This is a genomic window from Sphingomonas sp. GW821-FHT02B09 (assembly GCF_059421875.1).
On record NZ_JBWKVV010000002.1, the window covers coordinates 568,907 to 593,830 of the forward strand.

General features: G+C 67.8%; 23 protein-coding genes and 1 tRNA gene. 17 read left to right on the plus strand and 7 right to left on the minus strand.

The genetic code is table 11. The features are described 5' to 3' along the window. The first annotated feature begins 54 nt into the window (after positions 1–54). The 7 genes from glmM (at position 55) to AC07U4_RS10690 (ending at position 7,375) form a co-directional block, all read left to right on the plus strand. Positions 55–1,407 (plus strand): phosphoglucosamine mutase, encoded by a 1,353-nt coding sequence (gene glmM / locus AC07U4_RS10660; RefSeq protein ID WP_038663962.1) that lies wholly within the window; start codon positions 55–57, stop codon positions 1,405–1,407. Further along, on the plus strand, positions 1,407–1,631 hold the full coding sequence (locus AC07U4_RS10665) for a DUF1272 domain-containing protein (protein WP_495179469.1): 225 nt from the start codon (positions 1,407–1,409) through the stop codon (positions 1,629–1,631). The genes glmM and AC07U4_RS10665 overlap by 1 nt, the downstream gene beginning before the upstream one ends. 618 nt (positions 1,632–2,249) lie before the next feature. Next, on the plus strand, positions 2,250–3,050 hold the full coding sequence (thiD, locus tag AC07U4_RS10670; protein WP_171009427.1) for a bifunctional hydroxymethylpyrimidine kinase/phosphomethylpyrimidine kinase: 801 nt from the start codon (positions 2,250–2,252) through the stop codon (positions 3,048–3,050). Continuing rightward, positions 3,051–3,737: a ribonuclease HII gene (gene rnhB / locus AC07U4_RS10675; RefSeq protein ID WP_495195389.1), complete on the plus strand. Its 687-nt coding sequence runs from the start codon at positions 3,051–3,053 to the stop codon at positions 3,735–3,737. Between the two features lie 175 nt (positions 3,738–3,912). Beyond that, entirely contained in the window at positions 3,913–5,064 is a 1,152-nt protein-coding gene (locus AC07U4_RS10680; protein WP_038663953.1) for a site-specific DNA-methyltransferase, read from the plus strand. A gap of 299 nt (positions 5,065–5,363) precedes the next feature. Further along, positions 5,364–6,419 carry a dihydropteroate synthase gene (gene folP, locus AC07U4_RS10685; protein WP_495195390.1) on the plus strand — a complete coding sequence of 352 codons (1,056 nt, stop codon included), beginning with the start codon at positions 5,364–5,366 and terminating at the stop codon, positions 6,417–6,419. 71 nt (positions 6,420–6,490) lie between these two features. Then, on the plus strand, positions 6,491–7,375 hold the full coding sequence (locus AC07U4_RS10690; protein WP_038663948.1) for a bestrophin family protein: 885 nt from the start codon (positions 6,491–6,493) through the stop codon (positions 7,373–7,375). Here the strand turns inward: AC07U4_RS10690 and AC07U4_RS10695 are convergent, their stop codons facing one another. Then, positions 7,376–8,116 carry an SDR family NAD(P)-dependent oxidoreductase gene (locus AC07U4_RS10695; RefSeq protein ID WP_495195391.1) on the minus strand — a complete coding sequence of 247 codons (741 nt, stop codon included), beginning with the start codon at positions 8,114–8,116 and terminating at the stop codon, positions 7,376–7,378. A 36-nt stretch (positions 8,117–8,152) separates the two neighbouring features. After that, positions 8,153–9,571: a sigma-54-dependent transcriptional regulator gene (locus AC07U4_RS10700; protein ID WP_038663941.1), complete on the minus strand. Its 1,419-nt coding sequence runs from the start codon at positions 9,569–9,571 to the stop codon at positions 8,153–8,155. 155 nt (positions 9,572–9,726) lie between these two features. On the opposite strand from AC07U4_RS10700, the gene AC07U4_RS10705 reads away from it, so the two are divergent. The 8 genes from AC07U4_RS10705 (at position 9,727) to AC07U4_RS10740 (ending at position 14,547) form a co-directional block, all read left to right on the plus strand. Further along, positions 9,727–9,849: an aa3-type cytochrome c oxidase subunit IV gene (locus AC07U4_RS10705; RefSeq protein WP_038663938.1), complete on the plus strand. Its 123-nt coding sequence runs from the start codon at positions 9,727–9,729 to the stop codon at positions 9,847–9,849. A gap of 11 nt (positions 9,850–9,860) precedes the next feature. Continuing rightward, complete coding sequence (locus AC07U4_RS10710; protein WP_495195392.1) at positions 9,861–10,982, plus strand: NAD(P) transhydrogenase subunit alpha; 1,122 nt, start codon at positions 9,861–9,863, stop codon at positions 10,980–10,982. Positions 10,983–11,011: 29 nt separating this feature from the next. After that, positions 11,012–11,230 (plus strand): type II toxin-antitoxin system HicA family toxin, encoded by a 219-nt coding sequence (locus AC07U4_RS10715; RefSeq protein WP_495189851.1) that lies wholly within the window; start codon positions 11,012–11,014, stop codon positions 11,228–11,230. Then, positions 11,227–11,442 carry a type II toxin-antitoxin system HicB family antitoxin gene (locus AC07U4_RS10720; protein WP_038663933.1) on the plus strand — a complete coding sequence of 72 codons (216 nt, stop codon included), beginning with the start codon at positions 11,227–11,229 and terminating at the stop codon, positions 11,440–11,442. The genes AC07U4_RS10715 and AC07U4_RS10720 overlap by 4 nt, the downstream gene beginning before the upstream one ends. Before the next feature lie 12 nt (positions 11,443–11,454). After that, a complete protein-coding gene (locus AC07U4_RS10725; RefSeq protein ID WP_038667399.1) occupies positions 11,455–11,754 on the plus strand; it encodes an NAD(P) transhydrogenase subunit alpha part 2 in 300 nt (99 codons plus the stop codon). 45 nt (positions 11,755–11,799) lie between these two features. After that, a complete protein-coding gene (locus AC07U4_RS10730) occupies positions 11,800–13,284 on the plus strand; it encodes an NAD(P)(+) transhydrogenase (Re/Si-specific) subunit beta (protein WP_495195393.1) in 1,485 nt (494 codons plus the stop codon). Between the two features lie 193 nt (positions 13,285–13,477). Beyond that, complete coding sequence (locus AC07U4_RS10735; protein WP_495195394.1) at positions 13,478–14,416, plus strand: MarR family winged helix-turn-helix transcriptional regulator; 939 nt, start codon at positions 13,478–13,480, stop codon at positions 14,414–14,416. A 55-nt stretch (positions 14,417–14,471) separates the two neighbouring features. Next, a tRNA-Val gene (locus AC07U4_RS10740) sits at positions 14,472–14,547 on the plus strand. On the opposite strand, the gene AC07U4_RS10745 is transcribed toward AC07U4_RS10740, so the two are convergent. Both AC07U4_RS10745 and AC07U4_RS10750 read right to left on the minus strand, forming a co-directional pair. Beyond that, positions 14,548–15,276: a hypothetical protein gene (locus AC07U4_RS10745; RefSeq protein ID WP_495179461.1), complete on the minus strand. Its 729-nt coding sequence runs from the start codon at positions 15,274–15,276 to the stop codon at positions 14,548–14,550. A 4-nt stretch (positions 15,277–15,280) separates the two neighbouring features. Then, the gene (locus AC07U4_RS10750; RefSeq protein WP_495179460.1) at positions 15,281–16,489 is read right to left on the minus strand and encodes a toxic anion resistance protein; all 1,209 of its coding nucleotides are present in this window, start codon (positions 16,487–16,489) and stop codon (positions 15,281–15,283) included. A 197-nt stretch (positions 16,490–16,686) separates the two neighbouring features. Between AC07U4_RS10750 and typA the strand changes: the two genes are divergently transcribed. Continuing rightward, the gene (typA, locus tag AC07U4_RS10755; RefSeq protein ID WP_495195395.1) at positions 16,687–18,531 is read left to right on the plus strand and encodes a translational GTPase TypA; all 1,845 of its coding nucleotides are present in this window, start codon (positions 16,687–16,689) and stop codon (positions 18,529–18,531) included. A 61-nt stretch (positions 18,532–18,592) separates the two neighbouring features. Here typA and AC07U4_RS10760 read toward each other — a convergent pair whose 3' ends face one another. After that, a complete protein-coding gene (locus AC07U4_RS10760; RefSeq protein ID WP_495195396.1) occupies positions 18,593–19,399 on the minus strand; it encodes an SDR family NAD(P)-dependent oxidoreductase in 807 nt (268 codons plus the stop codon). 71 nt (positions 19,400–19,470) lie between these two features. Between AC07U4_RS10760 and AC07U4_RS10765 the strand changes: the two genes are divergently transcribed. Next, on the plus strand, positions 19,471–19,908 hold the full coding sequence (locus tag AC07U4_RS10765; protein WP_137898257.1) for a winged helix-turn-helix transcriptional regulator: 438 nt from the start codon (positions 19,471–19,473) through the stop codon (positions 19,906–19,908). An 18-nt stretch (positions 19,909–19,926) separates the two neighbouring features. Here AC07U4_RS10765 and AC07U4_RS10770 read toward each other — a convergent pair whose 3' ends face one another. After that, the gene (locus AC07U4_RS10770) at positions 19,927–22,233 is read right to left on the minus strand and encodes a TonB-dependent receptor (RefSeq protein WP_495195858.1); all 2,307 of its coding nucleotides are present in this window, start codon (positions 22,231–22,233) and stop codon (positions 19,927–19,929) included. Positions 22,234–22,452: 219 nt separating this feature from the next. Next, a complete protein-coding gene (locus tag AC07U4_RS10775; RefSeq protein ID WP_495195859.1) occupies positions 22,453–24,792 on the minus strand; it encodes a glycoside hydrolase family 31 protein in 2,340 nt (779 codons plus the stop codon). Positions 24,793–24,924: the final 132 nt, after the last annotated feature.

A 24,924-nucleotide genomic window follows, 5' to 3' on the forward strand; every position in this document is an offset into this window, starting at 1 on the left:
TCCTTGGCGCATCGGGGGATCGAGCAAGCGGCATAGCGGAACGGATCGCACGCAATGGCAAGGAAATATTTCGGTACCGACGGCATCAGGGGCGCGACCAACGCCGGCGCGATGACCGCCAGCATGGCGATGAAGGTCGGCATGGCGGCCGGCACCTATTTCCAGCGCGGCGATCACAAGCATCGCGTGCTGATCGGCAAGGACACGCGCTTGTCGGGCTATATGCTCGAATCCGCGCTCGTCGCCGGCTTCACCAGCGTCGGCATGGACGTCATCATGGTCGGGCCGCTGCCGACCCCGGCGGTGGCGATGCTCACCCAGTCGATGCGCGCCGATATCGGCGTGATGATCTCGGCGAGCCACAATCCCTTCGCCGACAACGGCATCAAATTGTTCGGCCCCGACGGCTACAAATTGTCCGACGAGGCCGAAGAGACGATCGAGCAACTGATCGACAGCGCCAAGGAGGGCGACGTCGCGCTGTCGCCCTCGGCGCAGATCGGCCGCGCGCGCCGCATCGACGACGCGCAGGGCCGCTATATCCACTTCGCCAAATCGACCTTTCCGAGCGACCTGCGGCTCGACGGGCTGCGCATCGTGATCGATTGCGCCAACGGCGCCGCCTACAAGGTCGCACCGCTGGCGCTGTGGGAGCTGGGCGCGGACGTGGTCTCGATCGGCATCACGCCGAACGGCACCAATATCAACGACGGCGTCGGCTCGACCGCGCCGCAGACGCTGTCGGAGACGGTGGTCGCGGCGGGCGCCGACATCGGCATCGCGCTCGACGGCGACGCCGACCGGCTGATCGTCGTCGACGAGACCGGCCGCGTGATCGACGGCGACCAGCTGATGGCGACGATCGCCGCGGGCTGGGCGCGCGCCGGGCGGCTGGCGGGCGGCGGGCTGGTCGCGACGGTGATGTCCAACCTCGGCCTCGAACGCCATCTCAAGGCGCAGGGACTGGGCCTCGTCCGCACCAAGGTCGGCGACCGCTACGTGCTCGAGAAGATGCGCAGCTCGGGCTATAATGTCGGCGGCGAACAGTCCGGCCATATTATCCTGTCGGATTACGGCACCACCGGCGACGGCCTCGTCGCCGCGCTCCAGGTGCTCGCCGAGCTGAAGCGCGCCGGCGCGCCGGCGAGCGAGGTGCTCCACCGGTTCGCGCCGCTGCCGCAATTGCTCAAGAACGTCCGTTTCGCGGGGGGCAAGCCGCTCGACGATGCGTCGGTCCAGTCGGTGATCGCCGCCGCCGAGGCGGAGCTTGCCGGCACCGGCCGCCTCGTCATCCGCCCGTCGGGCACCGAGCCGGTCATCCGCGTGATGGCCGAGGGCGACGACGCGCGCCAGGTCGAAACCGTGGTCGACCGGATCTGCGACGCGGTGCGGCAGGCGGCGGCCTGATGCTGGCGATGCGTCCCGATTGCGAGCGCTGCGGCGCCGACCTGCCGGCGGATGCGCCGGGGGCGTTCATCTGCTCGCTGGAAAGCACCTATTGCAGCGAATGCGCCGATGAACTCGACGAACGCTGTCCCGATTGCGGCGGCGAACTGCTCGACCGGCCGACCCGGATCGGCAAGGTGCTGAAGGCGCATCCCGCCGTCGCGGAGCGGCGCTTCCAGAGCTGAGACGGGGGTTCTCGCGCGAAGACGCGAAGACGCGAAGATGGTGCGCGCGCGGCAGCGTCACCTGCTACCGCCGCGGCTGTTCCTGTGGCGGGCAGGGCTATGGCATATGGTTGCGGTGATGAGGCTCGATCGGTTTCCTTACTAGTTACGTCACCCCGGACTCGTTCCGGGGTCCACCGGGCCGCGGGAGAACGGTGTCGAATCAAGCCCTTCCCCTCGCCGCAGGGTGGACCCCGGAACAAGTCCGGGGTGACGGGGTGGGCTTGGACGACGACCGGCTCGCACGAGCGTCCATATATGCGATAGCCCTGCTGCGGCTGGGGGGAAGAGCTGTCGCAAAGCCGCACAAAACACCTTCGCGCCTTCGTCTTCGCGTGAATCGATAGCCTTTCGTATTCTCTGCTCGAGCTGTCGCGTGCGAGTCCCACCGTGCTTCGACAGGCTCAGCACGAACGGTCGGGAAGGAGAAAGCCCTGCCCACCGGGTCCGACCCTCCGCGCCTCTGCGCCTCCGCGCGAACCACCTTCTTCTATTCTCCACCCCCCGACCTGTGGCATGGGCGGCCACCATGGCGCATACGATCAGCCACCCCACGACCATCGCCATGTCCTGCGAGCGATGCCGTCGCGCCGGCACCGTCGGGGCCGGGCGGTGATCCCGCGCGTGCTCATCGTCGCCGGATCCGATTCCGGTGGCGGCGCCGGGATCCAGGCGGACATCAAGACGGTCACGATGCTGGGCGGTCATGCGATGACGGCGATCACCGCGATCACCGCGCAGAATACGCTCGGCGTACAGGCGGTCCATGCCATCCCGGTCGACATCGTCGTCGCGCAGATGCGCAGCGTGGTCGAGGATATCGGCGTCGACGCGGTCAAGATCGGGATGATCGGTTCGGCGGAGACCGCACATGCGGTCGCCGACCTGCTCGATCAGCTCGACGTGCCGATCGTCTTCGATCCCGTGATGGTCTCGACCAGCGGGTCGGTGCTCGCCGATGCCGCCACCATGGCGGCGTTCGAACGGTTGATGGGCGTCGCCTCGGTGGTGACCCCCAATATTCCGGAGATGGCGGCGCTCGGCGGGGAAGCGGCGGTGCTCGCGCACGGGTGCCATGTCGTCGCCAAGGGCGGGCACGGCGAGGAGGCCGAGATCACCGATCGCCTGCTGTCGCCGCAGGGCGAGCTTCGCCGCCTGATCGGCAAACGCTTCGACACGGTCGATACGCACGGCACCGGCTGTACGCTGGCCAGTGCGCTCGCCACCGGGCTCGCCAGCGGCCTCGGCATCGAGGCGGCGTTCGAACAGGCGGTGCGCTTCGTCCGTATCGCGATCGTCAACGCGCCGGGTCTGGGCGGCGGCCATGGCCCGATCGGTCACACGCTCGGCGTCGTCCCCTTCGACGAACTGGAGGGCTGAATGCCCGGATGGAAGCATGAGAAGACCTGCCTGCCTCCCGTCGCCGGGGTGGACGAGGCGGGACGCGGGCCGCTCGCCGGGCCGGTGGTCGCCGCCGCGGTGGTGCTGCCCGCAAAGGGCACGCCGCGCGGCATCGACGATTCGAAGAAGCTTTGCGCCGCCGAGCGCGAGCGGTTGTATGGCCTCATCACCACGCGCGGCGTCTACGGCGTCGGCATCGTCGAGCCCGCGGAGATCGACACGCTCAACATCTATTGGGCGACGATGAAGGCGATGACGCTCGCGGTCGATGCATTGGTCGCCCGGCTCGGCTGCGATCCCGGCCATGTGCTGGTCGACGGCAACCGCCTGCCGCGCTGGACCTATCCGGCGACCGCGATCGTCTCGGGCGATGCGCACAGCGTGTCGATCGCCGCCGCCTCGATCGTCGCCAAGCATATGCGCGACGGCATCATGCTGGAGCATGCCGCGGTCCACCCGCAATATAACTGGCATTCGAACAAGGGTTACGGCTGCAAGCACCATCTCGCCGCGCTGCGCGACCATGGACCGACGCCGCTGCATCGCCGCAGCTTCGCGCCGGTCGCCGCCGCCTACGCCCGAATCACGGGTGGCGACGCGTCGGCCGCTATCCAGCTCGACCTGCAGGGCATGGACGGCAAAAATTTGCAGCAAAGCGCGCGCTGAGTCTTTTGAGTCACAGACCCCAGCACTTGGGGTCGGTGGCGGCCGCGCTTCCCAACATCTGGGTCGAGAACGTGGCGGCCCGCCGCTCCGAGCGAACGGCGGGACCCGACGTTAACCAATCATCCCTTGACGGGAGTCCGCTGTTTCGCGCGAATAGGGCGGCAAGGGGGACGTAATGGCGGTTATCGAGAAGGTCAGGCAGTCGCGGGTCGCGGCGCGCGCAGCGGCGCCGGCGACGGCGCGCCCGGCCGCGCCCCTGCCGCTGGACAGCATCATCCGCGGCGATTGCATCGCGGCGATGCGCGCGCTGCCCGACAAGTCGGTCGACATGGTCTTCGCCGACCCGCCCTACAATCTCCAGCTCGGCGGCGAGCTGTTCCGCCCCGACGGCACGCACGTCGATGCGGTCACCGACGATTGGGACAAGTTCGACACCTTCGCCGCTTATGACGCCTTCACCCGCGCCTGGCTGGCCGAGGCGCACCGTATCCTCAAGGACGACGGCACGATCTGGGTGATCGGCAGCTATCACAACATCTTCCGCGTCGGTGCCGCGGTGCAGGATCTCGGCTATTGGATCCTCAACGACATCGTCTGGCGGAAAGCCAATCCGATGCCGAACTTCCGCGGCACCCGCTTCACCAACGCGCATGAGACGCTGATCTGGGCGGCGAAGGGCGAGGGCGCCAAATACACGTTCAACTATCGCTCGATGAAGACGCTCAACGACGAATTGCAGATGCGCTCGGACTGGGAATTCCCGATCTGCGGCGGCGGCGAGCGGTTGAAGAAGGGCGGCGTCAAGGTCCACCCGACGCAGAAGCCCGAGGCATTGCTGTACCGCATCCTGCTCGCCTGCACGAAGCCGGGCGACGTGGTGGTCGATCCCTTCTTCGGCACCGGCACCACCGGCGCGGTGGCGAAGCGGCTGGGGCGCCGCTGGATCGGCATCGAGCGCGAGGGCGATTATATCGCCGCGGCCGAGGAGCGGATCGCCGCGGCGTTGCCGCTCGACGAATCGGCGCTGGCGACGATGCAGAGTCCGCGCCAGCAGCCCAAGGTCGCGTTCGGCGTGCTGGTCGAGAACGGCTATCTGACGCCCGGCGCGGTGCTGACCGATTCGAAGCGCCGTTTCCGCGTGACGGTGCGCGCCGACGGCAGCCTGTTATCCGATTGCGGCGCGGCGGGATCGATCCACAAATTGGGCGCGGCGCTGCAAGGCGCGCCGGCGTGCAACGGCTGGACCTTCTGGCACCATGACGGCGAGGGCAAGCTGAAGCCGATCGACACGTTGCGCCAGACGTATCTGCTGGCGACGCAGCCGTAAGGCAATCCTCCCGTTCCGGCAGGGCTATCACATATGGCTGCGGTGATGAGGCTTTGATCGGCTTCCTTACCACTTTCGTCACCCCGGACTTGTTCCGGGGTCCACCGGGCCGCGAGAGAACGGTGTCGAGTTAGGCTTTTCTCCTCGCCGCAGGGTGGACCCCGGAACAAGTCCGGGGTGACGGGGTGGTCTTGGAAGACGACAGGCTCGTACGAGCGTCCATATGCGATTGCCTTGCCCGTTCCGGGGAGGAATGCGCGGCGCTTGCCTTGTCGGCGGCGCCGTCGGATGGACCGGCGATGAGTCTCCACCTTCGCCCCGTCCAGTTCGTCGACACCCCCGTCACCCAGCCGGACGGCGTGGTCGCGCGTCTCGCCGGCGGCCTGCAATGGTTCGCCGCTTATGAGGTGATCGAAGCAGGCCGCCGCCGCACCATCCCCATCGCCGACGTCGCCACCCTCGGCGAGAGCGCCGTCCGCCTCCACGCCGCGATCACCGCGCCGCGCCCGCCGCTCCAACTCGGCGAGCGCGTGCTGCGGCTAGACCAACCACTCGTCGCGGGCATCCTCAACGTCACGCCGGACAGTTTCTCCGACGGCGGCCGGCACAGCGACGACCCCGCCGCCGCGGCCGCGGCCGGCGTCGACATGGCCGCCGCCGGCGCGGCGCTGATCGACCTCGGCGGCGAATCGACCCGCCCCGGCGCGGCGCAGGTCTGGGAGGGCGACGAGATCGCCCGCGTCGTGCCCGTCGTCGAGCGGCTCGCACGCAGCGGCACTCCGGTATCGATCGACACCCGCAAGGCCGCGGTCATGGATGCCGCGCTCGCCGCCGGCGCGCATATCGTCAACGACGTCTCCGCCTTGCTGTGGGACGACCGCGCGCTCGACGTGGTGGTGCGGGTGCGATGCCCGGTGGTGCTGATGCACTCGCCCGATCCGAAGGAGGGCGGGCACGCGCGTACCGGCTATCGCGACGTGCTGACCGACGTGTTCGACTGGCTCGACGCGCGCATCGCCGCGGTCGTCGCGGCGGGAATCGAGCGATCGCGGATCATCGTCGATCCCGGCATCGGCTTCGGCAAGACGCTCGCCGAGAATCTCGCGCTGATCAACGGTCTGGCGATCTTCCACGGCCTCGGCTGCCCGATCATGCTCGGCGCCAGCCGCAAGCGGATGATCGGCGCGCTCGACAACGAAGCTCCGGTCGACGCGCGGCTCGGCGGCAGTCTCGCGCTGGCGTTGAAGGGCGCGGAGGCGGGGGTGCAATTGCTCCGCGTCCACGATGTCGCGGCGACCGTCCAGGCGCTGCGGATCTGGCGCGGCCTGCGCGACCGGGCGCTGGTGGGTGGCTGAATTGTGATTTTGCGTTGCAGCAGATCGATTGTTGATGCGTTCGGACCGTTCCGATCCCATCTGGACACGCTATGATCGTTGCAACCACTCCCCGCTTCACCCGTGTCGTCGCCGAAGTCTGGAAGCCGCTGGTGATCCTGTTCATCTGGGATGTCATCGTCACCGTCAGTTACTATGCGCTCGAATTCAAGGCGCCCTCCCTGCCGCTGACGCTGTTCGGTACGGTGCTCGCGCTGCTGATCGGCTTCCGCGACAATTCCGCCTATCAGCGCTGGTGGGAAGGCCGCGTGCTGTGGGGGGCGATGATCAACGCCTCGCGCAGCCTAAGCCGCGAGGCGCGCAACTTCCTGCCGGTCGACGAGGCGCACGATCTGCGCCGCACGATCGTCATCCGCCAGATCGCCTACGTGAACGCGCTGCGCTGCCAGTTGCGCCGCCAGCCGGTCGACGAACAGGTGCTCAAATTCCTGTCGCGCGGTGAGGCGGAGCCGGCGCTGACCCGCAGCAACATCGCCAACGGCCTGCTCGACGGCACCGGCCGCCGCATCGACGATGCCCGCCGCCGCGGCTGGATCGACACCATCCAGCAGACGCGGATGGAATCGACGATGGTCGACATCGCCAATGCGCAGGGCGGGATGGAGCGGATCAAGAACACGCCGCTGCCCAATCAATATCGTTTCTTCCCGACCCTGTTCACCCACATCTTCTGCATCCTGCTGCCGATCGGGCTGGTCGAGACCTTGGGCTATGCGACGCCGCTCGGCTCGACGCTGGCCGGGCTGATGTTCCTCGCGGTGCTGCAGATCGGCGACGATCTGGTCGATCCCTTCGCCAATACCGTCCACGACGTGCCGCTGACCGCGATGTGCCGGACGATCGAGATCGACCTGCTCCAGTCGATCGGCGATCCCGCCCCCGAACCGACCAAGCCGGTCAAGGGCGTCCTGTGGTAATCACAACGTATAGCCGCCGTCGCTGACTAGGCAGGCGCCGGTGATCAGCGCCGCTGCGTCGGAGAGGAGGAATCCGATCTGCGCGGCGATCTCCTCGGCTTTCGCATAGCGGCCGAGCGGCGTCGCCAGCGCGGCGAGTTCGGCGAAGGCGCCATCGCGGCCGACCGCGGCGACGCGCTCGGCGAACATCGGGATCGCATCCCATACCGGCGTCTCGACCCCGGCGGGTGCGATCGCGTTGACGCGGATGCGGTTCGCAGCGCCCTCCTTGGCGGCGACCTTGACGAGATGGATCAGCGCCGCCTTGGATGCGCCATAAGCGGCGACGCCGGCCTCCGCCTTGATCCCCGCCGCCGATGCGGTGGCGACGATCGCACCGCCCCCGGTCATCGCGCGCATCGCGGCGCGCAGCGTCAGGAATGCACCGTCGAGATTGACGCCGAGGATGCGCCGCCATTCGGCGAAGGACAGATCGGCGATCGGCCCAGCGCCGGCCACCCCCGCATTGACCACCGCACCGTCGATCCCGGCGAGATCCGTGGCGGCTTCGTCCCAGAAATGCGCGTCGGCGACGTCGCCTGCCAGTGCCCTGATCGGACACGGCAAAGCGACCCGCGCCAATGCCGCGGCATCGACATCGACCAGCACCAGCCGTTCCGCTCCCGCCGCGGCGAGATGCTGCGCGGTGGCGAGGCCGATGCCCGATGCGGCGCCGGTGACGAGGATGTGGCGACAGGGCATCGGCCGATGCTAGCGCCGCGCCGCCGCCGGGGGAAGTCAGGCGGCGTTGTCGATGCCGAGTTCGCCGAGCTTGCGATACAGCGTCGAACGGCCGATGCCGAGGCGGCGGGCGACCTCGGTCATCCGGCCGCGATAATGGCCGATGGCGAGGCGGATCACGTCGGCCTCGATATCCTCGAGCGGGCGCAGATTGCCGTCCGGCCGGAATAGCGTGATGCCCCCGGCCGAAGCGCTCGCCGAGCCGATCGTACCGACGCGACGGTCGCCGAGCGCGGCGATCTGCGGGAAGTCGGCGCGGGTCAGCGCCGCGCCCTCACAGAGCACCGCGGCGCGGAACAAGGCGTTTTGCAACTGGCGGACGTTGCCCGGCCAGTCGTATTGCACCAGCAGCGCCAGCGCGTCGTCGGTGATGCCGAGCGGCCGCAACCCTGGCTGCTGCGCGATCCGCGCGAGCAGATGGCGGGCGAGCGCCGGCACGTCGCCGAGCCGCTCGCGCAGCGGCGGGATCGCCACCTGGACGACGTTGAGCCGGTAATAGAGGTCTTCGCGGAACCGCCCCGCCTCGACCTCCTCGAGCAGTTTCTTGTTGGTTGCGGCGATGACGCGCACGTCGACCTCGCGGGCATGGCGCGCGCCGATCGGCTGAATCTCGCCCGATTGCAGCACGCGCAGCAATTTGACCTGCGTCTCCAGCGGCATCTCGCCGATCTCGTCGAGCAGGATGGTGCCGCCGTCGGCGTCGACGAACTTGCCGATCTTGCGCTCGAATGCGCCGGTGAAGGCGCCCTTCTCATGCCCGAACAGCTCCGATTCGACGAGATTGGCGGGGATCGCGCCGCAATTGACGGTGACGATTGGTTTCTTCGCGCGCGGCGAGGCGGCATGTATCGCATCGGCGACCACCTCCTTGCCGACGCCGCTTTCGCCCTCGACCAGCACCGGCACCCGCGCGCGTGCCGCCTTGGCGGCGATCGCCAGCGCGGCGCGGAAATCGGGCGACGATCCGACGATCTCGTCGAACGCGAGCAGCGCCGGGATCTTCTCGGTCAACGGACGCAGCTCCCCGGCGGCGGTGCCCGCCACCGCCGCCTCGAGCGCGGCGAGCAGGCGTTCGGGGGCGAGCGGCTTGACCAGGAAATCGGTCGCGCCGGCGCGCATCGCCGCGACCGCGTGCATCACCGAACCGTTGGCGGTGAGCATCAGGATCGGCAGCGCCGGCCGCCGCTCGCGCAATTCGGCGATCAGCGGCGCGGCATCGGCGTCGGGCGCCCAATGGTCGAGCAGGATCGCATCGAGCTGCATGCCGTCCTGCGTGCCGAGCTGCGCCAGCGCCATCTCGCCGTCGGCGGCGAAGATCGAGCGCCAGCCGGCGCGGGCGGCGAGCGCCGACACCAACCGGCGCTGCGCGGGCTCGTCGTCGATCAGCAGAAGCAGGCGCTGTCCGTTGCGCGTCATGGTATTTTCCTGTCCCGGTTCGGGGCACCTGATACAAGCCACCGGTAAAGGCCGACTTAAGCCCGCCGGCCGCCGGCCGCCTTGACGGCCGCGGCGCTTTGCGGGCAGGTATCGCCACAAGGGCGCAGACGCCACGAGCAGACGAGGGTTGGACGATGGCCGGCAATGGTGACCTCAAGGCGCATGAATCGACCTATATCAGCGTCACGAAGATGCTGTTCTGGGGCGCGATCGCCTGCGCGGTGATCGTCGCGCTGGTGATCTGGGCGATCGCATAGGCACCGATGGCATGAAGATCGCCGTCCTCAGGGAACATGCAGACGGCGAGCGGCGGGTCGCGGCGACGCCGGAGACCGCCAGGAAGTTCGTCGCGCTGGGTGCCGCCGTCGCGATCGAGGCCGGCGCGGGGATCGCCGCCAGCTACGCCGACCGGGCCTATGCGGAGGCCGGAGCCACCGTCGCCGATCGCGCCGCGACGCTGGCCGATGCCGACATCATCCTCGGCGTGCAGGGCCCCGATCCGACCGGCCTCGCGGGGGCGGCGCAGGGGGCGTGGATCGTCGCCGGCCTCAATCCGTTCGGCAAACGCGCGCGGATCGACGCCTATGCCGCCGCGGGCTACGAGGCGCTGGCGATGGAATTCATGCCGCGCATCACCCGCGCGCAGTCGATGGACATCCTGTCGTCGCAGTCCAACCTCGCCGGCTACAAGGCGGTGCTCGACGCCGCGTCGGAATATGGCCGCGCCTTTCCGATGATGATGACCGCGGCGGGGACGGTCAGCGCCGCCAAGGCCTTCGTGATGGGGGTCGGCGTCGCCGGCCTGCAGGCGATCGCCACCGCGCGGCGGCTCGGCGCGCAGGTTTCCGCCACCGACGTGCGCGCCGCGACGCGCGAACAGATCCAGTCGCTCGGCGCCAAGCCGATCTTCGTCGAGGCCGTCGCCGGTATCGAGGGCGAGGGCACCGGCGGCTATGCCGGCGAGATGAGCGAGGACTATAAGGCCGCGCAGGCCGAGCTCGTCTCCGGCCATATCGCCAAACAGGATATCGTGATCACGACGGCGCTGATCCCCGGCCGCCCCGCACCGCGGCTGATCAGCGACGCGCAGGTCGCATCGATGAAGCCGGGCAGCGTGATCGTCGACCTCGCGGTCGAGCAGGGCGGCAACGTCGAGGGCGCGGTGGCGGGCGAGATCGTCGAACGTCACGGCGTCCGCATCATCGGCCACCGCAACATGGCCTCGCGGCTGCCCGCCGACGCATCGGCATTGTTCAGCCGCAACCTCTACAATTTCCTGTCGACCTTCTGGGACAAGGACGCCGGCCGCCCGGTGCTTGACGCCGAGATCGGCGACGCGGTGCGGCTGACCCGCGACGGGCAAATCGTCAACCCGCGGTTGCTCGCCTAGACGTGAGGGCGGAGGCGCTCCTCGAAAAGATGCGGGAGGCGCCGCGCGACTGGCGCATCGCGGACATCGAAACATTATGTCGTGGCTTCGGTATCGCTTGTACGCCGCCCCGTCAGGGGTCACACTATAAGGTGAAGCATCAATCGGTCGCGCAGATCCTCACCATCCCTGCGCATCGTCCGATCAAACCCGTGTATATCCGCGAACTCGTGAAGTTCGTGGACGCGGTTCGGGAGCAGGCTGAATGAACCCGCAGGATTACGAAGTCGACATCGTGCCTCTCCGTGACGACGACGGTGGCGGTTACGCCGCGGTCGTACCGGAACTGCCGGGCTGCCGCTCGGACGGCGATACGCCGGAAGAAGCGCTGGCCAACGCCTATGATGCCGTACGCTGCTGGATGGAAGCGGCCGAGGAGATGGGGCGGGCGGTGCCATCGCCCCGCCGCATCGCCGCCTGAAGGAGTGGGATGATGGACTTCGTAGCGATCCTGTCGATCTTCGTGATGGCGTGTTTCGTCGGCTATTACGTCGTCTGGTCGGTGACGCCGGCGCTGCACACGCCGCTGATGGCGGTGACCAACGCCATTTCCAGCGTCATCATCGTCGGCGCGCTGATCGCCGGCGCGGCGGCGGGGAGCAGCGCGTCGAAATGGCTGGGGCTGCTCGGCGTCGTGCTTGCCAGCATCAATATCTTCGGCGGCTTCGCGGTGACGCAGCGGATGCTGGCGATGTACAAGAAGAAGGAGCGGCCCGCGGCGGCCAAGCCGTGATGCACCGCGCCGACGGCCGTCGTCTTTCGAAAACCCGGGGGTAGGATGGAACACGCAACCGCAGGCAGTTCGTTCGCGGCGCTCGCCTATCTGATCGCGGGGGTGTGCTTCATCCTCGCGCTGCGCGGCCTGTCGTCGCCGACGTCGAGCCAGCGCGGCAACCGCTTCGGCATGATCGGCATGACGATTGCGGTGGTGACGACGCTGATCACGCACGTGCCGGAAGTACATACCGCGGATTCCGTTCATTTTCCGGTGCTGGATTGGGTGACGATCGGCGAATTGCTCGCTGCGATCGGCATCGGCGCCGCGATCGGCCTCGTCACCGCGCGGCGGATCGCGATGACCGCGATGCCGCAGCTCGTCGCCGCCTTCCACAGCCTCGTCGGGCTCGCCGCGGTGCTGGTCGCCGCCGCCGCCTTCCTCAACCCGATTGCCTTCGGCATCGCCGACATGGTGATCCCGATGCTCGGCCAGCCGTTCGCGGCGATCCACCCGGTCAGCCGGATCGAGATGGGGCTCGGCGTCGCGATCGGCGCGATCACCTTCTCGGGCTCGGTGATCGCCTTCCTCAAGCTCAACGGCAACATGGGCGGCAAGCCGATCCTGCTGCCCGGCCGCCACGTCCTCAACCTCGGAATGCTCGCCGCGATCCTGCTGCTGATCGTCGCCTTCACCCAGGACCAGAGCCCGTGGATCTTCTGGACGATCACGATCCTCAGCTTCGCGATCGGCTTTCTGCTGATCATTCCGATCGGCGGGGCGGACATGCCCGTGGTGGTGTCGATGCTCAACAGCTACTCGGGCTGGGCGGCGGCGGCGATGGGCTTCACGCTCCACAACAGCGCGATGATCATCACCGGCGCGCTGGTCGGCTCGTCCGGCGCGATCCTCAGCTACATCATGTGCCGGGCGATGAACCGCAGCTTCGTCTCGGTCATCGCCGGCGGCTTCGGCGCGGAGAGCGGCGGCGGGAGCGGCGACGGTGCCAAGGTCGATCGTCCCTGGAAGCGCGGCAGCGCCGAGGACGCCGCCTTCCTGATGAGCCAGGCCGAACAGGTCATCATCGTTCCCGGTTATGGCATGGCGGTGGCGCAGGCACAGCATGCGCTGCGCGAAATGGCCGACAAGTTGAAGGCGCACGGCGTCCGCGTCAAATATGCCATCCATCCCGTCGCCGGCAGAATGCCGGGCCATATGAACGTGTTGCTCGCCGAAGCCAACGTGCCGTACGACGAGGTCTTCGAGCTCGAAGACATCAATTCCGAGTTTTCGCAGACCGACGTCGCCTTCGTCATCGGTGCCAACGACGTCACCAATCCCGCCGCCAAGACCGACAAGAGCTCGCCGATCTACGGCATGCCGGTCCTCGACGTCGAGAAGGCGAAGACGGTGCTGTTCATCAAGCGGTCGATGGGCGGCGTCGGCTATGCCGGTGTCGATAACGATGTGTTTTACATGGACAATACGATGATGCTCCTCGCCGATGCGAAGAAAATGGTCGAAGAGATCGTCAAATCGCTCGACTGATCATGGTGCATCCGATTCGGAGGTGATAACCTTCTAAACATGCTTACCGCAGCAGTGATGATGCCGGAACGGAGATGAATGCGGGCGAACCGTTCGCGGTGCCGCTTATTCTGCGTCTATGGGGATCACAACGCTGGCTGACGCCAAAACGGAGAGACGCCCGGCGCGTCCTTATGGCGATCGCGGCCACCCCATGCTGCTGATCGCCGATGCCGCCGCGGCTGCGCCGTTCCATGCCGCGATCGACGCCGTCGGCGCACGCCTGCTCCAGCGCATCGGCTGGGCGGAGGTCGCAGGACTGCTGCCGCGGCTCGGCGGCCGGCCGGTGTTCGCGGTCGAGGCACGCGACGTGGCGGCGGCGACGCTCGATGCGGTCCTCCCGCTCCTCGCCGATCATCTCGCCGCGGAGGAGGGGCGGGCGGTGCTCGCGCTCGCCACGGCGCAGATCGATCTCGTCGCGCGGCATCTGCTCGGCGAGCGCATCGAATTGCTCTGCGACCCCAGCCCGGCGCAGCGTGTCGTGGCGCTGGCCGAGGCGTGCCGGCGGATGCCGCCGACGCTGCAGGAGGGGCTGTCCGACACGGTGCGCAGCGACCGCGAGCCGTTCCTCCACGCTGGCCGCGAGAGCGACGAGGAGCGGTTGCGGCGGCTGACCGACGGCATGGCGCGTATCTCGCGCTTCGCCGCCGATTTCGTGCACAATCAGCCGATGACGGGCGCGTCCGAACTCGGCGACCGCCGCACGCGCTTCGACGGCGAGCCGGCGATCGGCCACGCCGTGCGGCCGCAGGACGTGCGCCGCGTCATCCATCGCCGGCAGTTGCGCAGCAAGTTCTTCGGCCAGTTCGGCGGCGAGGCGCTGTTCGAGGACCCGGCCTGGGACATGCTGCTCGACCTGTTCGCCGCCGAGCTGGAGGGCGTGCAGGTCAGCGTATCGAGCCTGTGCATCGCCGCCGGCGTCGCGCCGACGACCGCGCTGCGCTGGATCGCCAAGATGACCGAGATGGAGCTGTTCATCCGCCACCCCGATCCCGCCAATCGCCGCCGCGCCTTCATGACGCTGTCGCCGCGCGCCAGCGAGGCGATGCAGGCCTATATGATCGCGCTGCGCAAGATCGAGGCGGCGGGGTGACTGCACCCCCTTGCGGATCGCCGCGCGCTTTGGCAGGGCAGGCGAACCCGTGATGGGGCGATTAGCTCAGTTGGTAGAGCGTCTCGTTTACACCGAGAATGTCGGCGGTTCGAGCCCGTCATCGCCCACCATCACCGTTCGCCGGCCTCGTCGCGATATTTGATCTCCAGGAAGCGCCCGCGTGTCGACAGGCTGTCGAGGTCCGACTGCGCCAGACGCGCGGTCATGTCGGCGATCTCCTGTTCGATCAGCCGCAGCCCCGCGACCAGCTCGGCGTCCGGCGTGCGACCGTTGCGCTCGACCCGGCGCAGCGGTTCGGGAACGCGCGCGTAGTCGTTGACGAAGGCGGGGAGCTGCTCGCCGATCAGGCGGCGGACCTCATAGGCTTCCTCCTCGCGGCCATCGAGCCGGCCGAGTTGCGGCGACAGCGTCTCGAGCCGCACGCCGATCTGGTCGATCAGCCCGCGCGCCGGCGCCGGCAGGGCGGGGCGCTGCGCCTCGAGCCAGCGTTCGGTCTTGGCGGGAAGCGCCTTGATGTCGACCTCGCGCAGCACCTTCTCGCTCGGCGCGCGGGCGATCGGAGCGAGCGCGATGCCGATCGTCACCGCCGCCATCAGCAGCATGACCGCCAGAAAGCCGAAGATGCCCAACGGGATGAACATGCCCGCGACGCCGGCGGCAAGGAGGATCAGCGCATCGACCACGCAGATGATCGCCAGCCGCGTGCCGACGCTGGTCGCCTTGCGCTTGAGCCGCTTGCCGTGCGCACGATAGGTCGCGCCCGCCTGTCCGCGATAATCCTCGCTGATCCGTGCCATCGCGGCGCGGGCGCGTTCGATCTGCTGGTCGACCTCGGTCATCCGCTCACACCGATTCGAGACGGTAGGAATCGCTCGCGCCCGGCCCCTTGAGCGCGGCTTGGTTGGCGCCCTCGGCGCGGGCGATATAGCCCTTCGACTTCTCCACTTCGCTGCCCAGCGCGGTGACGGTGGTCTTCATCGAATCGAGTGCCTTCAGTTTGAACGAATCGATCGCGTCCATCGTGTCGTAGATGTTCTGGAAGGCGCGCTGCAGCGTCTCCAGCGGGATCGTCGAGGCGGCGGCCTGTTCGTGGATCGCCGCGGTGTTCGAGCGCAGCAATTTGCCGGTCGAATCGATGATGTTGGCGGTCGTCGTGTTGAGCTGGGTGATCGATTCGAGCACTAGTTTCTGGTTGGTCAGCGCCTGCGCCACGGTGACCGCGGTGCGCAGCGCCGAGACGGTGGTGGTCGAGGCGCGGTCGACGCCTTTCACCAGCTCGACGTTGTTCTTCTTGACCAGATCGAGCGCGAGATAGCCCTGCACCGTCACCGCCATCTGGGTGAGCAGATCCTGCGTGCGCTGGCGGGTGTAGAAGAGCGCGGTCTCGCGGATCGCCTTGGCCTTGGCGGGATCGGTGTGGTCGAGCTCGTTGGCCTTGTCCTCGAGCTTCGCGTCCATCGCCTTGCTGAGGTGGATCATCTGTTCGAGCCGCCCCATCGCGCTCCACAGATTGGCGCGCTCGGTATCGATCGCGGCATTGTCCATCAACAGCTCGTCCTTGCCGGCGGCGAGGTTCTTGAGGATCGAGCTGATATGCGTCTGCGACGATTGGTAGCTGTCGAAATAGTCGCGCATCTTCGACCCGAAGGGGATGATGCCGAAGATCTTCTTGGGGCCGGACAGCGCGCCCTTGCGACCCGGATCGAGGTCCTCGATCACCCGGCGCAGCTGCGCGAGATCGGCGCCGACGCCGGTGTCCTTGTCCATCGCGCGGATCGGCCGGTCGAGGAAGCGGTTCGACTGGCCCGCGGCCTCGCGGATTTCCTTGGCGCCCATCGCGGTGATCGCATCGACGCGCTTGCCGAATTCGGGACTGTTGACGTCCTCGGCGACCAGATCGGCGACGAAGGCGTCGACGCGCGCGTCGAGCTGCGTCTTCTTGGCGTCGTCGATCGGCACCAGCCCGGCGGCACGCTCGGCGCTGACGGTCGGCACCGGCTCGGGCGGGGTCAGCACCAGGTCGCGTTCGGGCGTGTCCAGATTCGTCGCCATTCCATTCGTCTCCCAAGCCGTTGCCCGCAAAATGGTCGCGTTCGGGCGCGACGGCAAGTGTGTTGGCGCTGTAATACGCGAACGCGTCGCCTTCAATGCCGGCGCCGCGCGGCGCGTGGAAACGGCTCCCCTTCCCGCGACGCAACATTTCGGCTATGGGGGCGCGCACTCCAAGCTCCATCTATTCAGGAATTCCCATGAGCCTCCGCAACGTGGCGATCATCGCGCACGTCGATCACGGCAAGACGACGCTGGTCGATCAGCTCTTCCGCCAGTCCGGCACCTTCCGCGACAACCAGCGCGTCGAAGAGCGCGCCATGGATTCGAACGACCTCGAAAAGGAGCGCGGGATCACGATTCTCGCCAAGCCGACCTCGGTCGACTGGGCGCCCCCGGGCGGCGGCGAGAGCATCCGCATCAACATCGTCGACACGCCCGGCCACGCCGATTTCGGCGGCGAGGTGGAGCGGATCCTCAGCATGGTCGATGGCGTCGTCCTGCTGGTCGATTCGTCGGAAGGCGCGATGCCGCAGACGAAGTTCGTCACCGGCAAGGCGCTGGCGCTCGGCCTCAAGCCGATCGTCGTCGTCAACAAGGTCGACCGCCCCGACGCGCGCATCCAGGAAGTGCTCGACGAGGTGTTCGACCTGTTCGTGTCGCTCGACGCCAATGACGAGCAGCTCGACTTCCCGGTGCTCTACGCCTCGGGCCGCAACGGCTATGCCTCGACCGACATGGACGCGCGCGAAGGCACGCTGATCCCGATGTTCGAGACGATCGTCAATCACGTGCCCGCGCCGAAGGTGGAAGTGGAGGACGTGCCGTTCACCTTCCTCGTCACTTTGCTCGACCGCGACAATTTCCTCGGCCGCATCCTTACCGGCCGCATCAATTCGGGTACGGTGCGCACCAACCAGGCGATCCACGCGCTCGATAACGACGGCAAGATCGTCGAGACCGGCCGTGCGTCGAAGATCATGTCGTTCCGCGGTCTCGACCGCGTGCCGGTCGACGAAGCCAAGGCGGGCGACATCATCAGCCTCGCCGGCCTGACCGTCGCGACCGTCGCCAACACGATCGCCGACATCACCGTCACCGAGCCGCTGCACGCGCAGCCGATCGATCCGCCGACGCTGTCGATGCGCTTCGCGGTGAACGATTCGCCGATGGCGGGCCGCGAGGGCACCAAGGTGACCAGCCGCATGATCCGCGACCGTCTGTTCCGCGAAGCCGAATCGAACGTCGCCGTGAAGGTGACCGAGGCCGCCGACCGCGACAGCTTCGAAGTCGCCGGCCGCGGCGAGCTCCAGCTCGGCGTGCTGATCGAGACGATGCGCCGCGAGGGCTTCGAGCTCGGCATCAGCCGCCCGCGCGTGCTGTTCGGCGAGGACGAGAACGGCAAGAAGACCGAGCCGTATGAAACCGTCATCATCGACGTCGACGAGGAGCATTCGGGCACCGTCGTCGAGAAGATGAACCTGCGGAAGGCCGAACTGACCGACATGCGTCCGTCGACCGGCGGCAAGACGCGCATCACCTTCTCGGCGCCGTCGCGCGGCATGATCGGCTATCACGGCGAGTTCCTGTCGGACACCCGCGGCACCGGCATCATGAACCGGCTGTTCGAGAAGTACGGCCCGCACAAGGGCACGATCGAAGGCCGCAAGAACGGCGTGCTGATCTCCAACGGCGCCGGCGAGGCGCAGGGCTATGCGCTCGGCCCGCTCGAGGACCGCGGCGTGCTGTTCGTCGGCCACGGCGAGGCGCTGTATGAAGGCATGATCATCGGCGAGAACGCCAAGACGGACGACCTCGAGGTCAATCCGATGAAGGCGAAGCAGCTGACCAACTTCCGCGCGAGCGGCGGCAAGGACGATGCGATCCGCCTCACCCCGCCGAAGAAGATGACGCTGGAGCAGGCGATCGCCTATATCGACGACGACGAGATGGTCGAGGTGACGCCGAAGACGATCCGTCTGCGCAAGCGCTACCTCGATCCGAACGAGCGCAAGCGCGCGAGCCGGTCGAAGCAGGCGGCGTAAGCCGGCCGCGATCGTCGCGAACACAGGGGGGGCGTCCGAGCGATCGGGCGCCCCTTTTGCGTCAGGCGTCGACGGTCGCGCGATAGCGGGCGGCGGGGCGGTTGCCGCCGAGCACCGGCACCATCGCCGCGCGCGCCCGATCGGCGGCGATCCACAATCCCTCGTCGGCGAGCGGCGGGATCGTCACTTCCTCACTCGCGTCGAAGCCGACCAGCGCGGCGTCGACGAGATCGCCGACCTCCATGACGATCTCCGCCGGGAAACTGTCGATGTCGATCCCCGAGCGTTCCCAGATCTCGGTGCGCGTCGCGGCGGGCAGCACCGCCTGCACGTAGACGCCGCGATCGCCGAGCTGACGGTTGAGCCAGCGGCTGACGGTGAGCAGATGCGCCTTGGTGCCGTTATAGGCGCCGTCGAACGTCTCGACGACCTGCGACAGCACCGACGAGACGTTGACGATCGCCCCGCCGCCGCGCGCCGCGAACGCACGGCCGGCCGCAGCGGCGAGCCGGGTGGGGGCGGTGACGTTCAGCGCGATCAGCCGCGTGATCGCCTCCGGTTCGGCGGTGAGCAGATTGCCGGTCAGGCTCATCCCCGCATTGTTGACGAACAGGCCGATGCGCGCGTCCTCCGCCAGCCGCGCCTCGACACGGGCGACATCCGCCTCGTTCGTGAGATCGGCACGCAGCACCGTGACGCTGCGGCCGGTTTCGGCGTGAAGGCGATCCGCGAGTGCGGTCAGCCGGGCTTCGTCGCGCGCGACGAGGATCAGGTCGTGGCCACGGCGGGCCAGCCGGTCGGCATAGGTGGCGCCGATGCCGGCCGAGGCGCCGGTGATCAGGGCAGTGGGCAGGGGGGTATCGGTCATCGCGCATCTCCCTCACCCCGCATCCACGCCGGGTGACTTGCGAAAAGATAGAGAGTGACTATCTTATTGCAATGGACTGTGAAGGATTATCCAAAAGCGACTGCCCGCTCGGCCGCGGTATCGCCCGCGTCGGTGATGGCTGGAGCATGCTGGTGCTGCGCGACGTGGCGCGCGGCGTGCATCGCTTCGACGCGTTGCAGAAGGGGCTGGGGATCGCGCCCAACATCCTGACGCGGCGGCTGGCCGCGCTGGTCGAGGATGGGCTGCTGGAACGGCGGCGCTATTCGGAGCGGCCGCCGCGCCACGACTATGTGCTGACCGCGATGGGGCGGGACTATCTGCCGGTGCTCCATGCGCTCGGTGCGTGGGGGGCGCGGCATTTCGGCGATGAAACGATCGTGCGGCTGGTCGCGGCGGACGGCCATGTCGTCGAGCCGGTGGTGATCGACGCGGTCACCGGCACGCCGCTTGCGGAGATGGACCTGACGGTAACGGCGGCGGCGCCGTGAGACGCCGCCGCTATCGGCTTAGCGGAACTTGCCGCTGACCGAGACGCCGATGATCCGCGGTTCGTTGAACACCGCGGCCATGTAGTTCTCGATCACGCCCTTCAGGTTCTTCTCGTTGGTGATGTTGCGCGCGAAGGCGGCGATTTCGTAATTGTCGTCCGGCGTGGTGTAGCCGATCTTCAGGCCGCCCTCGAAATTGCCCGTCGCGTAGAATTCGCGCGTCTTGTAGAGCACGAAATTGGTGTAGCCCTGGATGTTCCAGTCGGTCGCGACGAACAGCTTGCCGTCATTGGCGAGCGGCAGGTCGTAACGCGCGGTGGCGTCGAGGTTCCAGCGCGGCGCGTTGGGCAGCGGGTTGCCGTCGATCTGCGCGAAGACGTTGCTGCCCACGCGGATCGTCGGATCCTGCACGGTGCAGACCACCACGCCGTTGAGGATGCAGACCTGCGCATAGACGCGCTTGTCGCGGATCTTCGACGCCAGCGCGCTCGCGCCGAGCGTGAAGGTGAGGTTCGGCACCGGGCGGAACTGCGTGTCGATCTCGACGCCATAGGCACGCGCCTTGTCGGCGTTGAAGAGCACGCCGTTGCCGTTGACGTCATTGCCGTTCAGCTGGATGTCGTTGACCGTATAGGTGAACAGCGACGAGTTGATGCGCAGCCGGCCGTCGAGGAAGACGCCCTTCGACCCGATCTCATAGGAGGTGATCGTCTCGCTGTTCGCGGTCGAGAAGGGCGAGTTGAACACCGCCGAACGCCCCTGGATCGTCGGGCCGCGGAAGCCGCGCGCGACGCGGGCATAGACGCTGTTGCGGGGATCGAGCTGGTACAATGCCGAAACGTCCCAGCTCGGCTCCTTGCCTTCGAGCCGCACCGCGGTGGGGGCGGTCGCCGGGAACAGGCTGGCGGTGCCGGTCGCGTTCAGCACCGGCTTGACCAGCGTCGTGCGCTTGACGTCCTCGGTATAGCGGCCGCCGGCGGTGATCGTGAAGTCGGGCGTCACCTTGAAGCTCGCCTGACCGAACGCCGCCCAGCTGGTGTTGATGTCGCGCAGGCGCACCCAGTTGTTCGGGTTGCGGGCCGCGGTGTTCAGGAAAAAGCTGCGCTGGTAGAATTCGGTCGTGTCGTTCTGGCGGAAGTAGAAGCCGCCGACCTGCCAGGTGAAACGCTGGTCGGATTGCGAGGCGAGGCGGACCTCCTGCGTATATTGGCCGAGCGCGCGGATATTGCCCTGGCTCTGGCCGAAGCCGTTCGCCACGCCGTTGACCGGGAAGTTCGCCGCCGCGCCGCCGTCGGTGTCGCCGCGGCTGTAGCCCGAGGTGGTTTCATAGGCGCTGATCGAGGTCAGCGTGACCGGGCCGAAGTCATAGGCCGCGTTCACCGAGCCGCCGTAGGTGTCGTAATCCTGCGGGTTGTTGTCGCCCTCGTCGAGCGCGATGCTGCTCCGCGGCTCGGCCGAGACCGAGTTCGAGCCCTTGCGGAGCGCGGCGCGGTGGAAGATCGTCGAGGTGCCGTGATAGCCGCGGGCGTGGCCCGAGACGTTGACCGAGAAGGCCTCGGTCGGGGTGAGCAGCACCTGCAGGCGCACGTCGCGCTCGTCGAAACCGCCCATCGCATCCTTCTGCGGGGTGCGGGTGCCGTCGGCGCTGACCCCGGCGAAGCGATTGTCGACCCAGTCGTTGCGATGCTGGATCAGGCCCGACAGGCGCACCGCGACCTTGTCCTGGATGATCGGGCCGCCGACGCCGGCGTCATAGGTGAAGGTGCCGAGACTGCCCGCCGACGCGGACATGCGGCCCTGCCACGTCTGGCTGGGGCGGATCGTGTCGAACTTGATGATGCCGGCGGTGGTGTTGCGGCCGAACAGCGAACCCTGCGGCCCGCGCAGCACCTCGACCTGGTTGACGTCGTAGACCGGGTTCGACTTCAGCACGACATGTTCGAGGACGACGTCGTCCTGGATGATCGACACCGGCTGGCTGGCGCCGAGATAGAAATCGATGTTGCCGAGGCCGCGGATGTAGAAGCGCGGGAAGATGCGCCCCGTCGTCGTCTCGATATACAGGCCGGGAACCCGGCCGGAGAGCGAGAGGATGTCCTCGCCGCCCGCCTGGAAGGTGCGCAGGTCGCTGCCGCCGACGACGGCGACCGACAGCGGCACGCGCTGCAGGTTTTCCGAACGGCGCTCGGCGGTGACGACGATGTCGCCGAGATCGCCGCTGGCGTCCTGCGTCGCGGTCGTATCGGTCGCAGCGGCGTCGGTCGCCGGCGTCGCAGTCTGGGCGAGCGCGGGCGCGGCGAAGCCGGCGGCACCGAGCAGCAACATGGTCTTGAGCAAACGCGTGGTCACGAAGGTCCCCCTGATGGTTACGGGGAGCCGCCGCCGGGCGGGACGCCAGGATATTCCCTTGGCGCAACCTGCCGGCGATGATGGCGACCGCCCCCCGGCGGACCTTCGCGCTAGTCGGCGATTGTGTCGGCTTCGTGAAATTATGTGTCTGAAAAGACACACCTTCCCCGTTTTCGACGGAGAAGGTGTGGCGGCTTATTTGCCCTGCACGACGCGGACCAGTCCGGCGGCGTCCTGCCCGGTCGGCAGGCGGCCCGACGCGGCGAGCTTGCCCGTCGCCTGGCTCCAGCGCAGCGTCGCCGTCCGGCCGCCGGTCTTGCGATTGGCGTTGGTGACGCCGTCGTCGTCGTAAAGCGTGAAGCTCGCGTCGCGGCCGGGATAGACGCGGATGCTCTCCAGCGGCTGCGCGGTCGCGGTGCTCGGCACCTGCACCCCCATCGGCACGATCGATCCGGCGCGGACGAACAGCGGGATCTTGTCGATTGGTGCCGCCGCGTCGATCGTCTGGCCGCCGGTATAGCGCCGCTCGGTCCAGTAATCGTACCAGTCGGCGCCGGCGGGCAGATAGACCTTGCGGCTGGTCACGCCCTGATCGGTGACCGGCGCGACGAGGAAGGCCGGGCCGAACATATATTGGTCGCCGATCGTCGCCACCGCGGGATCGTTGGGGAAGTCCATGAACAGCGCGCGCATGAACGGCGCCCCGGTCTGCGCGGTCTGATGCCCCAGTGCGTAGAGATAGGGAATCAGCGCATAGCGCAGCCGCAGGAAGCCGGCGAGCACCGGCTCGGCGGCGGTGCCATACTCCCATAGCGCGGTGCCGGCACGCTGGCCGTGGATGCGCAGCGTCGGCGTGAAGCTGTTATAGGCGAACCAGCGCGTGAACAGCTCGGGGTAATCGGCATAGCTCGGCGGCATCGCGGTCGCGCCGGCGGGGTCGAGCAAGGGCGCGCGTTCGGCCTTGGGGCCGGCGGGGTTCTGCCAGCCGCCGGTGTCGCTGCTCCAATAGGCCATGCCGGTGGCGGTGAAGCCGAGCCCGGCGGGCACCTGCCGGCGCAGCGCTTCCCAGGTCGATTGCACGTCCGACGACCAGAAGAGGGCGCCGTTGCGCTGCGTGCCGAGATAGGCGGCGCGCGACAGGATCAGGTTGCGCATGTCGGGCCGGTCCTTCGCCGAGCCTTCCGCGACGCTGCTGGTATGCACCAGCGGATAGAGATTGTGGTAGCGGTCGCCCGAGCCGATCGAGAATTGGTGGCCGTCGGGGACGAGATCGGGCTCGGTCTCGTCGAGCCAGAACCAGTCGAAGCCCTGGCTGGCGATATTGTCGCGGATCTTGGTCCAGAACCATTGCCGCGCGTCGGCATTGGTCGAATCGAGCAACGCGCCGGCACGGTCGGCGCGGATCGGCAGGCCGTCGACGACGCTGCCGTCCTTGTCGTGGAGCAGCCAGCCCTTGGCGCCGAGGAAATCGTAATAGCGCGACTCCCGCTCGAAGCGCGGCCAGACGCTGATGATCGAATGCATCCCCAAATTGTGGAGCGTATCGTTCATCCCCTTGGGATCGGGGAAGAAGGTCCGATCGATGTCGAGCTGGCCCATCCGCGACCAATAGAACCAGTCGAGCACCATCACGTCGAGCGGCAGGTTGCGCTGGCGATAGCCCTGCGCGACGTCGAGCAATTCCTTCTGCGTCTCGTAGCGCGCCTTGGACTGGATCAGGCCGAACGCCGCCTTGGGCGGCAGCGGGGTGGCGCCGGTCAGTTTCGCATAGCCGGCATAAAGCTGGTCGGTGGTGTCGCCGGTGATGACGAAGAAGGACACGCGCTCGCCGACGTTCGACTGCCAGTGGGTGGCGTTGTGCAAGCCGGGCGAGACCGTCGTCGCCGAGGCATTGTCCCAGACGATTCCGTAGCCCTTGTTGGTGACCATGAAGGGGACGCAGACGCTCTCGCCGGCGGGTGCATCGTAATTGTGGCGGCAGTCGATCGTGCGGCCCTTGAGGTCGAGCACGCCCTCCTGGTTCTGGCCGAGGCCGTAATAATGTTCGCCCGGCTGCACCGCGAAGCTGGCGCCGACGCGGAAGGTCTTCTCGTCGTTGACGGTGTGCGGTGCCATCTCCCAGCCGGTCATGTCGAGCAGGGTACGGCCGTCGGCACCGCGCACCGAGATCGCCACCGGCGGCAGCGACGGCGCGAAATAGCGCTGCATCTGCGTCGGCGCCTTGGGCCAGGGTTGCGCGGCGACGGTCAGGGTCAGCGCCGGCGAGGCGAAGACGTCGCCGCTCGCATCGCTGCGGTGGCTCCAGCCGGCGGCATCGGGCTTGGCGTTGGGGCCTTCGCCCGGCGGGGCGACCGCGAGCGCCTTGTCGAGCGCGATCGTCACGCGGACGATGTTGGGGGCATAGGGTTCGATCGAGACGATGCCACCGTTGCGGTCGACGATCGCCAGCGGATCGGCCGCGGCAGGCAGCGCGGCGAGCGATGCGATCGCCGTCCCCGCGGCCAGCAGATGGCGCAGAAGGCTTGGCTTGCGCATGGCGCGCGTTGGCTGAGTCATCGAATCTCTCCCCCCGGGACCAATCACTTGCCCGTTCCATCTTTTACTTATGAGGGGATCGTTCACCCGTGCAAGCGGCAACCGTGGCTAGCGCGACCTTCGTCGCGCTAT